Here is a 14409-nt window from a genome sequence, read left to right on the forward strand (position 1 = left end):
AATTAGTAAAGTTAAAGAGTGCACAAAGATGAAGATAAATACTTGAATTTTTAAATTGACAGTAAAAACATCGTTGGTTTTTTGTGCAAATCAGGTTTTTGTTTCTTCCAGTCAGCAATTGATTTTGTAAGTATAAACTCATCAGAACCAGTTACATTACAGGCAATACATAAGAATGTACTTGGGGCCAGACTACTTAGCAAGTCATCTAAAAGTTGATTATTTCGAAAGGGCGTTTCCATAAAAATCTGGGTTTGTCCTTTCTTAGAATCGTTCTCTAATACTTTTATTTTTTTACTTCTTTCTACCTTATCAATGGGCAAATAGCCATGAAAAACAAACGATTGTCCAGAAAAACCAGAGGCCATTAGTCCCAATAAAATAGACGAAGGTCCTACCAAGGGTACCACTTTCATGCCTAACTGATGGGCTATTTGTACAGCCAAAGCACCAGGGTCGGCCACTCCTGGACAACCAGCTTCTGAAACTACCCCAATAGATTTACCCGCTGGAATTGCTTTAAAATATTGCTTTATTTTAGCAAGCGGCGTATCCTTGTCTAATTCAAAAAAATGAAGCTGATCAATTACTTTTCCTACTTTCAACTCGCTGATAAAACGGCGAGTTGTACGAATATTTTCAACAAAATAATAATCTGTCTCTTTGATTACCTCCTTTATTTGAGGCGAAAGCACAGATTCAGACGTATCAGGCGCAAGTATTGAAGGAATTAAAAAAAGCATTTTATGTACGATTTGTGTGTTATAAATTATGAATTGACAAATCGAGAAACGATTTCAATAAATTCCTGTGGCTTATCGGCTTGTACCCAATGCCCTGCCCCTTCAATGCTTTGTATTTCATAATTTGGGAACAATTCCCAGATTTTACGTTCATCCTCTGGCTGAATATAGTGGGATTCCGCACCACGCAAAAACAATACTGGCTGGTTTACACTATGCTCATTTTCAAGCTCATGCCCTACTACATCAATATTTTTGGTAATCACAGGCACATTAATACGCCAGTCAAATTCATTATTTTTTTCTGGATTTCTCCAAAGATTTTTCAATAAAAACTGACGTACTCCTTCACTTTCTTCAAAGCGTTTTAGTGTTTCATTAGCTTCCGTTCTACTTTTAAGAGTTTTCAAATCTACGGCAGCTAACCCTTGCAAAATCATAGAGTGGTGTACAGGGTAATATTTAGGAGCAATATCTACCACCACCATTTTAGCAAATGCTTCAGGGTAATTCATAGCAAACTGCATGACGGTCTTCCCACCCATCGAATGCCCGATTAAGATTGGGTTTTCAATGCCGTTTTCGGCTATAAATTCTTTTAAATCATCAGCCATTACTTTATAATTGAATTCCTCACTTCTAGGCGATTGACCATGATTTCTTTGGTCTAGCATATACACCGTAAATTGCTCTCCGAGTACCTTCCCTATCGTAAGCCAATTATCAGACGAACCAAAAATACCATGTAAAATAATGATTGTTGTAGGGCTATCTCCTGATTTTCTAAAAAATAATTTCATTTAAATTGTTTTATTTCCCAAATATTTATAAAAGTATTATTTATTACACTTGATATGTGTAAACCTTTCAATTTGGTAATTAATTTTATAGTTTTTGATAATTATAATTTCTATTTATTTGAGACTAAAACATTTTTTTGATAATTTTAGTTATCTCAAATAAAGTATTGATAAATTGCTTTTTCAAAGTTCCTCTTTCTTTTCCAATATTACAAATCGCTCTTTCAGTCATTTTAGGGCAAATTTACCCCTTTAATATCCTTTTAGAAGGTCTCCAAAAACAGCATTTAACATATAAATAATAATATTACTTATATTGTATAATCTTAAAAAAATACTAAACTAATAGAGTTTTTAATCACTTGCATTGTATCTAAAACAATATCATAAACAAAACAAAAAACAAATAAACTTTTCAAATATTTAATTGCACTATACCTACAAATCAAGCAATTAGGGCAATCTTCTTTACAGTTTCTTAATAGTAGTATATTGTTCATACTAAAAAAAAGTTGTTATTTTGCATTCAAATTCACCAATTCAAATTCTAACTAAATTCCAAATTTTCAACATGAAAAAATTCTTTACAACAAAGGTAGTTTTCGGTTTCTTACTGATTTTTACTGCTTTTTTTTCAGGAAATACTTTTGGTCAAGTAACAAGCTCACAAATCACGGGTATTGTTACGGATGACAAAGGTTCTGGACTTCCAGGGGCTACAGTAATTGCTGTTCATACTCCTTCTGGTTCTCGCTACGGAGTAGTCACAAATGCTGCTGGTCGTTATACCTTACCAGCCGTTCGTGTGGGTGGTCCTTATACAGTTAAAGCTTCTTTTGTTGGTTTTAAAGACCAAATCCAAGAAGATGTAATCGCTAACTTAGGAGCAGCAGCAAATGTAAACTTCAAACTAACTGAAACAGAAAATGTACTTAATGAAGTAAAGGTAACGGGCAGTCGTTCTGATATCATGTCATCAAACCGTACAGGTGCGGCAGCTTCATTCGGAACAAACACTATCAACAGCCTTCCAACTATCGGTCGTACTATCAATGATATTACTAAGTACAATGCTTATAGCAATGGTCGTTCTTTCGCTGGTCAAGATAGCCGTTTCAATAACTTTACGATTGACGGTTCAGTATTCAACAACGGTTTTGGTTTAGGTAGTTCTGCACAAGCGGGTGGTCGTACTGGTACAACTGCTGTTTCGTTAGATGCTATCGAACAAGTACAAGTAAACATTGCACCATTTGACGTTCGTCAGTCTGGTTTTGCTGGAGCAGGTATCAACGCCGTTACACGTTCAGGTACAAACGAATTCACAGGTTCAGCTTATCACATTTTCAGAAATAGTGATTTAGTAGGAAAGAAAGCTGATGGAAGAAAATTATCAACAGTTAACATCGACGAAAAAACGTATGGTTTCCGTGTTGGTGGTCCAATCATCAAAGATAAATTATTCTTCTTTGCTAACTACGAACAATTTAAAAGTTCAAACCCTGCTTTAGACTGGGTAGCTAACCGTACAGGTGCTACAGGTGGTAACGTATCTCGTGTATTAGCTACAGATATTGAAGATTTAGGAAATTTCATGAGAACTAACTTCGGATATGAAATTGGTGCAGTTGATGGTTTTAACAATGAAGTAAACAGTAAAAAAGGTTTGTTACGTTTAGATTATAACATCAATAACAACCATAAATTAAGCGTTCGTTATTCTCACCATGATTCTGAAACTGGTTCAATCATCAGTAACAGTAACAGTAGTAGTACCGCTGGTAATGGTAACCGTACTAACTCTGCTTTGGCTTTATCTCCACAAAACTCAGGATATAAAATTCAAGATAACACTCGTTCAATCGTTGCTGAATTAAGCTCAACATTCAACAGTAAGTTTGCTAATAGCTTTATTGCTACGTACAACAAACAAATTGAAGATAGAGCACAAGTAGCTCTTTTCCCAACAATTGATATTTTGAAAGATGGTAATACTTATACTACAATGGGTATGGATCCATTTACGCCAAATAACAAATTGAATTATTCAACGTTAAACTTCACGGATAATTTAAGTTACTTCGCAGGTGCACACACATTCACATTAGGTTTAAGCTACGAATACTTTACTTCTAATAACGTATTCTTCCCTTCTTCAAACGGTGTTTGGGTATTCAACTCAATTGCTGATTTCAAAACTGCCGCTTTAGCTTACAAAGCAAACCCTGCTTTAACGGTTTCTCCAGTTACAATCAACCGTTTCAACTATCGTTATTCATTGTTACCTGACGGAGTAGAACCTCTTCAAACATTGAAAGTTTCTAACTACGCTGCTTATATTCAAGATGAATTCCAAGTAAATGATAGATTAAAAGTTACTGGTGGTCTTCGTTTCGATGTATTTAGTTATGATAATTCAACTTCTAAGGACTTCTATAATTCAGTTGTTGGTAAATTAATTTACAAAGACGAAAACAATGCTGATTTAACAGTAAACACAGGTGCTTTCCCAAGTGCTAAAGTATTAATTTCTCCAAGAATTGGTTTCAACTACGACGTTAAAGGAGATAGATCTCTTCAAGTAAGAGGTGGTACTGGTATTTTCGTATCTCGTATTCCTCAAGTATTGGTATCGAACCAATTGGGTAACAACGGTGTAAATACTGCTGTAATTAACCAAACTGCTACAACAGCTTATCCGTTTACATTGAACCCTACAGTTTACAAGCCAGCAACAACTGACATCACTAAATTGCCTGCTTACGTTGTAAACGCTTCAACAGAAGATTTGAAAAACCCAATGATTTGGAAATCAAACATCGCGGTTGACTATAAATTACCATTCGGTTTAATTGGTACTTTAGAAGCTCTTTATAACAAAAACATCAATGCGTTAAGATATATTGACGCTAACTTGAAAGGTGCTTCTGCTAAATTTGATGGTGCTGATTCACGTGGACGTTTCCCTGCTTCTGGTCTTTCAGGTACAGCCGTTAACACTGCTCGTTATTATAACGCAGCTACTACAAACGTATTCGTGTTAACAAATACTAACAAAGGTGAATCTTATTCATTCACTGCTAAAATTGAAAAACCAACTGTTAATGGTTTAGGTGGTATGTTAGGTTATACTTATGCTGTTGCTAAAGATATTCAATCGGTAGGTAGTACAGTACAAGCAAACATTCCTACAGTAGACGGACAAAATTATTTAACAGCTTCTTATTCAGATAACGACTTACGTCACCGTTTTGTAGGTTATGTAAATTACCGCATCAACTATGGTGGTGAATTTGGTGGATCAACAATGTTTACGTTGGGTGCTGTTTCTAACAGTGGTTTCAAACAATCATATACATTCGGTAGTGATTTCAACGGAGATGGTCAAATCAATGACTTAATCTATGTTCCTAACAAAGCTTCTGATTTAAACTTTGTACCTTTAACTGTAGGTTCTGGTGCAACTGCTAAAACATATACTGCTGCTGAACAAGCTACAGCATTTGATGCTTATATCGAAGGTAACCCATACTTGAAAACTCGTCGTGGACAATATGCAGAACGTAACGGAGGTTATTCTCCATGGTTAACTCGTTTTGACTTCACTGTTGAACAAGATTTCTATGTTAAAACATCTGCTAAAGGAAAGAAAAACACAATTCGTTTACGTGCTGATATCTTAAACATTGGTAACTTATTAAACAATGCTTGGGGTGTAGGTAATGTTTCAACAAGCAGTAACCCATTGAACGTAACTATCAGTTCTGCTGGTGTACCAACATATAGAATCGGAACACAAGTTATTCAAGATGCTGATGGCAACAACCAAACAATCTTATTACGTGATTCATTTGTAAAAAGTATCACAGTTGATAACGTTTGGCAAATGCAATTGGGTATCCGTTATATCTTCAACTAATACTTGAACAAATAACAACCACAAAAAAACTCAGAGAATATCTCTGAGTTTTTTTGTTTTAAATCAAAATTGCCTAGTTGATAGCAACACTAATGTACAGGCTTCTTCTACAATTACTCCTTGTTTTTTCGCCTTCTCTTCAAAAGCATCATTTTCAGTACCTGGATTAAAAATAATTCTTCTTGGTTTTAGCCCTAATAAATAATCATATAAATTTGATTGATTTTGGGGTGCTACATACATAGTAATGGTGTCAACATCTTCAAGAGGTAATTGATCCGTTTTTATGGTGTATCCAGCAATCTGCCCCTTTTCCTTTCCTAATAATGCTACTTCATGACCATTTGCCAATAACATTTGGGTGGCTTTAAATGAATATCTTCCAGGGTTGCTCGATGCTCCTACTACTAATGTTTTCATAACTGTATCAATTTTTCAATTATTTATTTTACTTTTAAACATTTTTCGGAAGGCTTTTAGTTCTTTAGAAAATTCAAGACCATTTTTATACAATATATAATCTATGCACATTCCTGATTCTTATGATGAATTTAGTCAATTCTGGACGAATCATCAACAAGAGGCTATCTTGGCATACACAAGCCAAAAAGACTCTTTTATAGTAGGTTTATTGCCTGAATATTCAATAGCGATGCCTGCCATTCAATTATTTTACATTTTAGAGAAACGTTTTGGGCAGGCAGCATTATATCAAGCGCTCAATACGTCGTTCACTGTTCAAAGCCCCATTGCTAATCACACAGATACTACTTGGATAAAAACTGTAAACATGGTGGGCATCAATGTCCGTACAATTAGTAGTTTCTTTAACGTAGTAAAATATGCACTAACCTTACCTTCGTCTCAGTCTTCTATTCATTTATTGCCTATCTGGGAATGTGGCGTGGTAGCTAGTTTGTATGGAATGGCAAGCTGGAACATCAATCCAGAGTTTTTTGATGAAGATTTAGCCAGAACATTTCCTCATCTGGATACCGTAGAAAAACAGTTGAAGGTGGTAACTAATCTTTTACACCTGATGGGTAAAACCGTTGGGATGGATGTGATTCCCCATACAGATAGGTATTCAGAAATAGCTTTAGCCAATCCTCAGTATTTTGAATGGTTACAAAGAAAAGACTTTGAAATTATCAACCATGAGGCTGACTTACACAAAAAAGTACAAGAGCATATTTTAGCTTTTATAAATCAGCATGGGCCTGCTACTGAAACACGGTACCCTCAAGAAGTGGAAGTTTTTTTTAATAATGCTTACTTTCCTGAAGAACAACGATTAAAAGTACTTTTTGGTGAAAAAGATAATCTTTGGGATAGGAATAAAAAACGTAACCAATTAATCAGTTATTTATATAGTGAAGGGTTTGAGCCTGTGCCTGCTACGATGGCACCGCCATACAGAGGCTTGGAGGTTGATAAACGTGATGAAGCTAAAACGATTGATGAAGATGGGCGAGTATGGAGAGATTATTGTATAACAAATCCTGAAGAAATGTCTAGGGTATTTGGACCGCTTGCCAGATTTAAATTATATGAGAGTTTGGATAACAACCAACATTGGGAAATTGATTTTTCGAAACCAAGAAAAGAAGTTTGGGAATATTCAGCACAAAAATACTTAGGCTTCGCCCAACATTATAATTTTGATTTCATGCGTGGTGATATGTCGCATGTTCAGTTAAGAAAAGAAGGCACGCCTGCTAACCCAGACCAATATTATGATATTCATAAATATATCAAAAAGATTATTTGTGAAATAAAACCAACTTTTTCGTATTTTGCAGAGAGTTTTTTAGCTCCACCCAATACAATGGCTTATGGTGTGGAAGAAGAACACCTAGAAGGGTCTGATGCAGACAGTACTTTAGGCGATTTACAATCGATGGTACTGGGCTCTGAAAAATTTATTACTGCTTTTGCTCGTTATCATTCATTATTAGAACGCTGTACTTTTGCTCCCAACTTTACAATTATTACAGCAGACAAAGACGATCCGAGATTTGATGAATTTTATTTGCAAGGAAATGAAATTAGAATTTTCATGGCATTATTTTTGAGTGATATGCCTTCATATATGAGTTTGGGGTTTGAACAAAGAGATTTACATAATACTCCTGCCCCAAATGAGTATTATACTAAATTATATGTATTTCAACTTACAGAAGGACCCAAAGCAACACATACAAAATATCAGTGGGGTAAAAATGGAGAATTCTTTAAGGCATTGACTATCTTAAGGAAAATTTCGGAAGAAATAACTTCATTAATAGAAAATCAAAGAACCCAATGGCTTATTCCACCAGATTTAGAAGGGAAAAATAAGGTAATCATTTGGACTCAGGCCGAAAATCCGCTTTATCTATTTGTCGTGAATTTAGATACACAGAATAAAGGCACTGAAATATCATTTGAAAGCATATCGGGTGTAAAACAATTAGAACTTATTTATAGTAATAATCAACAAGCAAATTTATCTTATAATACAGGTAACATCAAGATTAACTCATTAGAAAAAGGAGAATATAGTATTTACCGTTATCTTTTTAAAAACATTTGAGTAATCTCATAGTTTTAACATAGAAATAACCACAAAATTCTTTAAACAAAACAAATGATAGACAAAAAAACCAATTTAGGACCCAAAAAAAGCGCTAGTTTTTGGAATGAAAAATGGGTAGATATTCCTTTTCAAGAAGTAGAGAACCCTCCTGTTTATAAAGTTTCCAACTATGGACGCTTGAAAAGTTTTCAGAATGACCCAGTTCAAGGTGATATCATCAATGGCTCAAAAATTCAAGGATACAAATCGCTTAATATCAGAGCCAAAGGGAATAAATCCCTTAATAGGTATGTTCATAAACTTGTTGCAGAATTCTTTGTAGAAAAACAAAACGAAGAACAAAAATTTGTTATTCATCTTGATCACGACAAGCTAAATAACTATTGGGAGAATTTAAAATGGGTAACTCGCGATGAAATGACAATCCATAATCGCGAAAACCCAGCAGTGAAAGACAGAGTTATTCCAAAACGTACTAAAAATTACAAGTTGACTGAAAGCAAGGTAATTATGATTAAAAAAATGCTAAGGTCAGATAAAAACAGATTAAAAATGATTGCCAAGCAATTTGGCATTACTCATACTCAGCTTAATAGAATTCGTTCTGGTGAAAACTGGGGACATGTTAAATTAGAAGATTAACCTAAAAGGGTTCAGCAACAACATTGCTGAACCCTTTTTAGCTCTTTTTTGATAAAGGCTTATAATAAAAACTATTTTACTACCGCCAAACGACTCACTAAGGTCTCCTCCCCCTTTGCGTTGGCAGAAAAAATTAGGTAAACGCCTGTTTCGGCTCTTTTGCCATCAAGTGTTTTCCCATTCCAAACAGCAGTACCTCCGTTTGCTCTTGTTTCATACACCAAATTTCCAACAATATCCGTAATCTTTACAAAAGCGTTTTCCACTAACCCTTCAATACCGATTTGTCCTTCAAAATCTGGACGAACAGGATTAGGAAATACTTTTACTGTATTGTCTAATTGGCTGTTAGTACTTTCAGTCGCCGTTCCTCTATAGGAAACTAAGCCTTTTGAGGTACGAATAAATACATTCCCAGACTGTGGCTCGGCCGTGATATAATTGATGTTATTAGCAGGTAAAGGAGCATTAATTTCGGTAAAGTTGGTAACCAGTTCTGTACCGTCTGAATTAAATAAGAAGATTCCGTTCAATGTACCCATCCACTTTCTATTTCCGCCATCTATTGCGATAGAGGTTACTGTCTCATTACCAAGCAAACGTCTTCTTTCAAATACAGGCGTGTAAGCGTCAAAATTTTTACCTGAAAATACCGAAGCAGGACTATCAAATACTACTACTCCTTTATCAGTACCTACCCACATTTGTCCGTCTTTATCCAATGCCATCGTTTTTACATTCGTACTAGGCAAATTCCCAAAGCCTGTGCCTGTGGTAATAAATTTTTGCTGATTAGCAGTGTTCTTTACCATAATTCCGCCAAAGCCACTTCCACGAATCCAAGTATTACCTCCGTCATCAACCACGACAGAATCTTTTCGTGTTTGATACAAAGTATCTAAACTGGCAGGACTATAGCTCTTATAGTTTCCCTCTAAATTACTTAAAAGTCCATTCTGATAGTCTGCCAACCAATACTTTCCTTGGGCATCTGCCCGTAAACATTTAGGCTGTTTAATTTTTGAATCTGCTACTTTACTAAAGGTGAGCAAATCCATATCCAAAATATTTAATGTTCCATTAGTGATAACAAAATACTTGTTGCCAACAATCCTATCAATTACTTCAATTTTAGCTGGCAGTATTAAAATGCCTGAGAATTTGCCATTCACATAGGACGAAACATTGCCTGTTTCAGAAGCGATGATAAGACCATTTTGGTAACTAACGAACGTACTGCGTTCTGTGTTTAATGAAGACCAATTACCAAAAAACTGTAAGTTCACATTTATGGCAAACTTTGCTTTACGAATACCAACAGAGGTAGATAAAAATATAGAATCGTTTGAAAATTCCGTTTTATATATTTTTATGGATGCCCCGTTTATACCTAAATTTTGATAGGTTTCCTTAATTTCTTCTTTATCAATGTCAAGTATAACCAAGCCAAAATCATACGCTAAATAGGCCGTATTATCATTAATAGCGATGTGATTTACAATTTTGCTATCCTGAATAGAACTTGATTCTTTCAGTAATGAAATATTCGAAATCTTAGCGGGCTCAAACTGCTCATTCAATTTGATTAAGTCGATATTCCCAGATTGGTAGGCAGCAATTAAGGTATTTTGATTGGCTGAATAAGCAATTTTTACAATGCCAATTTCGGATAATCCATCAATTTTGGATAATTTAATAGATTCATTATTGCTTTTATCATAATAGAAAAAGCCATTTTCGGTCACACAATAAATCTTATCTTTAATGATAACGACATCTTTGGCACTAGAATAGTTAAAATATGTTTGCCAAGTACCAATAGGCACTTGGGCTAACACTGAAGCTTGAAAACTTAAAATAATGCTTATTAAAGCAGCAATACCAAAAAGGTTGAAGCCAACCCTTTTTGAATTGTTTAGTGTAAAAGTAGCTGTACTATAGCTGGGAACGGACATACATCATTAAATTATGAATGAAAACACTTTCTACATCTTGCTTCATAGCTATCGGTTTCTCCTAACATTACCTGCTCTTGTGCCGCAGTTTTGCGATATGAATAATTAGCGACATCACCACAAACCATACACACTGCATGAACTTTTGTAATGTATTCTGCAATAGCCATCAAGGCGGGCATTGGGCCAAAGGGTATTCCTTGGAAATCCATATCCAGACCCGCCACAATTACTCTTTTACCATTAAAAGCCAAGGTATTTACTACTTCAACGATTCCATTATCAAAAAATTGAGCTTCGTCTACTCCAACCACATCACAGTCTCCAGCCAGCGAAAGCATTATCTCTGACGAATGAATGGGTGTTGACCGAATTGAAGAGGCATTGTGTGAAACAATATCTTCGTCGTGATAACGCGTATCAATACTTGGTTTAAAAATTTCTACTTTTTGTTTAGCAATCCTTGCACGATTTAATCTACGAATTAACTCCTCTGTTTTTCCAGAAAACATTGATCCACAGACTACTTCAATCCAGCCTGCCTTTTTCCCATTTAGTTGATGTTGGTGATGATACGGTTCAATAAACACTTTGTTAAAAAATTTTAGCGTTAAAAATTATCCTTTTTACGAAGATAAAGAATTTAAAATGGATGAAATGAAATTATCTTTTATAAGTCAAAAATTGTAAATTAGATTATAGAAGAATAATACAAAAAAGTAAACATAAAATTGTCTTATTTGGAGAATATTTAGTATTATTGCAATCAATAAACCTTAAATCACTAATACATATATGAAGACAATTAACCAATGGCTCGACGAATACGGAGAGAGCCATAAAAACCCCACAAACAAAACCGTCCATTGGATTTGTGTACCCCTCATTTTTTTTAGTTTATTAGGACTACTCTATAGCATAAAACTCTCTTTTTTTAGTATCGGCGACATCGAAGGAAATGTTGCTCTCATTGTATTAACACTTACGATGATTTACTACTTCAACTTGTCGAAATCCTTATCAGCGGGTTTATTTTTATTTGCTACTACCTGTGTGTTCTTTTGTTACCTTATTGAAAACTCTGCCATCGTTCCTTTATGGCAAGTATGTCTAACTATTTTTGTGTTGGCTTGGCTAGGGCAATTCTGGGGGCATAAAATAGAGGGCAAAAAACCTTCTTTTTTTAAAGATTTATTATTTTTGATGATTGGCCCTGCTTGGCTAATGAGTTTCATTTATCAACGTTTAGGTATCCATTACTAACAATTCTATGTTCAATTATTTTACAGCACCTCAATTATACACTCTGTCCTTCAAGCTTACCATCCATACTATTTCAGGATAAAACAGTATCAAGTAGTTAATATTTGATACTGTTTTTGTTTTCAGGCATTTAAGTCATTGACTGATTTAATGAATGTGTGATTTAGTGATTAGTCCGTTTAAACTAAAGCGATAAACTGCTCACAAATTACCCTTAGCATAATGTCATTTATACTTACCTAGAAAACAACTCGAAAAATTAAACTTAAATCAACCAAAACCATGTTTTTAATTATTTTAGGTGCTATTACTTTAGTGGTAGGCTTTGCCATTAATACACCATCGTTAGCAAGTGCTCGTTTTTCGCGTCCTGTAAAAGTTATTGGAAGCGTAATCATTGTTATTGGGATGCTTAGTTCAGGGATTAAACAAGTTGATGCAGGCGAAGTTGGCGTACAGTCGATATTCGGGAATGTAAATCCAAATACGTTATCAAGTGGACTGAACTTTGTGAATCCTTTAGCAGAAGTTCAGACTTTCGATATCAAGACACAAAACTATACCATGTCGGCAGTACATGATGAGGGGAGTAAAGAAGGTGACGATGCCATTAGGGTATTAACTGCGGATGGTCTGGAGGTAGTTATTGATTTAACCGTTTTATACAGAGTCATTCCGGCCGATGCGCCGAAAATTCTAAAAGAAATTGGCTTAGATTATAACGACAAAGTAGTGCGACCAATCACTAGAACAAAAATCCGAGATAATGCTGTTTATTATGATGCTGTAGCACTTTATTCTACCAAAAGAGATGAGTTTCAAACAAGGATATTCAAATCTATTGAAAAAGATTTATCTCGAAGAGGCTTACTACTTGAACAGTTATTAATCAGAAATATCAACTTACCTACTTCTGTCAAACAAACGATTGAATCAAAAATTAATGCAGAACAGGAAGCCCAAAAAATGCAGTTTGTACTTCAAAAAGAGAAACAAGAAGCTGAACGTAAACGCGTTGAGGCACAAGGAATAGCAGATTACCAGAAAATTCTCTCTACGGGTTTAAGTGATAAACAATTACAATACGAGTCTATTAAAGCCCAGAAAGACATTGCACTTTCACCTAATGCTAAAATTATTATATTAGGAGGAAAAGGTAATACGCCAATTATGCTAAGTGATAAATAATAAAAATAGGCTGTCTTCGATATGAAGACAGCCTATTTTTATTATTTGCAATATTTAAATGGAATAAGGTTATTATTTTACCTCTTTCACATTTTAACTTATTTAGTTTGACCGTTCGACAACAATTGGAAGAATTGATCTAATTTCGGCGTTACGATGATTTCAGTTCTACGGTTTAACTTACGACCTGCACTGTTTTCATTTGAATCTTTTGGAGCAAATTCAGAACGACCACCAGCTGTCATACGCTCAGGAGATACGCTAAATTTAGTTTGTAATAAACGAACAACAGAAGTAGCACGTTTTGTACTTAAATCCCAGTTATCTTTCAAACAGTCAGTAGCGATAGGTACGCTATCAGTATGACCTTCAACTAAAATGTCTAATTCTTTGTGATCGTTCACCACTTTAGCCACTTTTTCTAACACTGCTTCAGCTTTTTGGTTGATTACAGCACTACCCGATTGGAATAGCATTTTATCAGAAATTGAGATATAAACAACTCCTTTTTTCACTTCAACCGTTACATCTTCGTCATTTACATCAGCTAATGAACGTTTCAACGTCATTACTAAAGCTAAATTCAAAGAATCTTTGCGTTGTACTGAAGAGTTCAAATCTTTGATATATTTGCTTTGATCGTTCAAAGTTTCCAAAGATTTTTTAATGCTCTCAGCACCTGCTTTACTAACTACTGATAGGTCAGACATTCTGTCTAACAAATTAGTATTAGTTTTTTTCAAGTAGTCAATTTGGTCTTCAAACCCTTTTAACTGCTTAATCTTAGCTTGCAATTCACTGTCTTTTGATTTTAAGTCAGTTTCTAAGCTTGCTCTTGTCTTATCACAGTCATTTAAGTCAGCTTTTGCTTTAGCAAGAGTACTCTCTGTGCTCGCTTTGTAATTAGCGTATTCCGCTTGAGCAGCTGCGAATTTTTTCTTACTCACGCACGAAGACATGATCACAATTGATGAGGCAAACAAAATTATTTTTTTCATACTTTTAGTTTTTATGCTAATTGCTTATTAAAATTTGAAACGAAAATACTATAAAAAAATTACATAATTGTCATGATTTGTCTTTACTAAAGTCATAAAATGGCTTGTAAGTACTCAAAATTTGTTTATAAAAAACTAAATCTTAAAATAAGTCAACATGAGATTTGATAAGTTCAAATTAAGCGTCTTGAAGTGCGACTTAAATTAATCCTATGACAATTTGTAGATTGGAAAATTTTATAATCCGAAACAAAATTAAAGCTAATTAGGCTAATACTTGTAAAAAAAATGGGTATAAAATCATTCCAAGTACATTTTATCGC

11 protein-coding genes are annotated in these 14409 nt (G+C 34.5%); 5 read left to right on the forward strand and 6 right to left on the reverse strand.

Annotated elements, in window-relative coordinates; all coding sequences use genetic code 11:
* Positions 1-50: 50 nt before the first annotated feature.
* Positions 51-743 carry an SAM-dependent methyltransferase gene (locus tag VB264_RS19355; RefSeq protein WP_323252047.1) on the reverse strand — a complete coding sequence of 231 codons (693 nt, stop codon included), beginning with the start codon at positions 741-743 and terminating at the stop codon, positions 51-53.
* Positions 744-769: 26 nt separating this feature from the next.
* Entirely contained in the window at positions 770-1543 is a 774-nt protein-coding gene (locus VB264_RS19360) for an alpha/beta fold hydrolase (RefSeq protein ID WP_323252049.1), read from the reverse strand.
* A 571-nt stretch (positions 1544-2114) separates the two neighbouring features.
* On the opposite strand from VB264_RS19360, the gene VB264_RS19365 reads away from it, so the two are divergent.
* On the forward strand, positions 2115-5462 hold the full coding sequence (locus VB264_RS19365; RefSeq protein ID WP_323252051.1) for a TonB-dependent receptor: 3348 nt from the start codon (positions 2115-2117) through the stop codon (positions 5460-5462).
* A gap of 63 nt (positions 5463-5525) precedes the next feature.
* Here VB264_RS19365 and VB264_RS19370 read toward each other — a convergent pair whose 3' ends face one another.
* Positions 5526-5882, reverse strand: coding sequence for a CoA-binding protein (locus tag VB264_RS19370; protein ID WP_323252053.1), 357 nt, complete (start codon positions 5880-5882; stop codon positions 5526-5528).
* Positions 5883-5985: 103 nt separating this feature from the next.
* Between VB264_RS19370 and VB264_RS19375 the strand changes: the two genes are divergently transcribed.
* The gene (locus VB264_RS19375; RefSeq protein ID WP_323252055.1) at positions 5986-8037 is read left to right on the forward strand and encodes a hypothetical protein; all 2052 of its coding nucleotides are present in this window, start codon (positions 5986-5988) and stop codon (positions 8035-8037) included.
* A gap of 54 nt (positions 8038-8091) precedes the next feature.
* Positions 8092-8682, forward strand: coding sequence for an HNH endonuclease (locus VB264_RS19380; RefSeq protein WP_309920415.1), 591 nt, complete (start codon positions 8092-8094; stop codon positions 8680-8682).
* 71 nt (positions 8683-8753) lie between these two features.
* Here VB264_RS19380 and porZ read toward each other — a convergent pair whose 3' ends face one another.
* Both porZ and VB264_RS19390 read right to left on the reverse strand, forming a co-directional pair.
* Positions 8754-10637: a type IX secretion system anionic LPS delivery protein PorZ gene (porZ, locus tag VB264_RS19385; protein WP_323252057.1), complete on the reverse strand. Its 1884-nt coding sequence runs from the start codon at positions 10635-10637 to the stop codon at positions 8754-8756.
* Between the two features lie 11 nt (positions 10638-10648).
* Positions 10649-11227 carry a thymidine kinase gene (locus tag VB264_RS19390; protein ID WP_323252059.1) on the reverse strand — a complete coding sequence of 193 codons (579 nt, stop codon included), beginning with the start codon at positions 11225-11227 and terminating at the stop codon, positions 10649-10651.
* Between the two features lie 205 nt (positions 11228-11432).
* Here VB264_RS19390 and VB264_RS19395 point away from each other — a divergent pair, with 205 nt between their 5' ends.
* Both VB264_RS19395 and VB264_RS19400 read left to right on the forward strand, forming a co-directional pair.
* Positions 11433-11900 (forward strand): Mpo1 family 2-hydroxy fatty acid dioxygenase, encoded by a 468-nt coding sequence (locus VB264_RS19395; protein ID WP_309920422.1) that lies wholly within the window; start codon positions 11433-11435, stop codon positions 11898-11900.
* A 282-nt stretch (positions 11901-12182) separates the two neighbouring features.
* Positions 12183-13088 carry a prohibitin family protein gene (locus VB264_RS19400; RefSeq protein ID WP_323252061.1) on the forward strand — a complete coding sequence of 302 codons (906 nt, stop codon included), beginning with the start codon at positions 12183-12185 and terminating at the stop codon, positions 13086-13088.
* Positions 13089-13186: 98 nt separating this feature from the next.
* On the opposite strand, the gene VB264_RS19405 is transcribed toward VB264_RS19400, so the two are convergent.
* Positions 13187-14086, reverse strand: coding sequence for an OmpA/MotB family protein (locus VB264_RS19405; protein ID WP_323252063.1), 900 nt, complete (start codon positions 14084-14086; stop codon positions 13187-13189).
* Positions 14087-14409: the final 323 nt, after the last annotated feature.

Source organism: Arcicella aquatica, from assembly GCF_034928825.1.
GTDB lineage: Bacteria > Bacteroidota > Bacteroidia > Cytophagales > Spirosomataceae > Arcicella > Arcicella aquatica.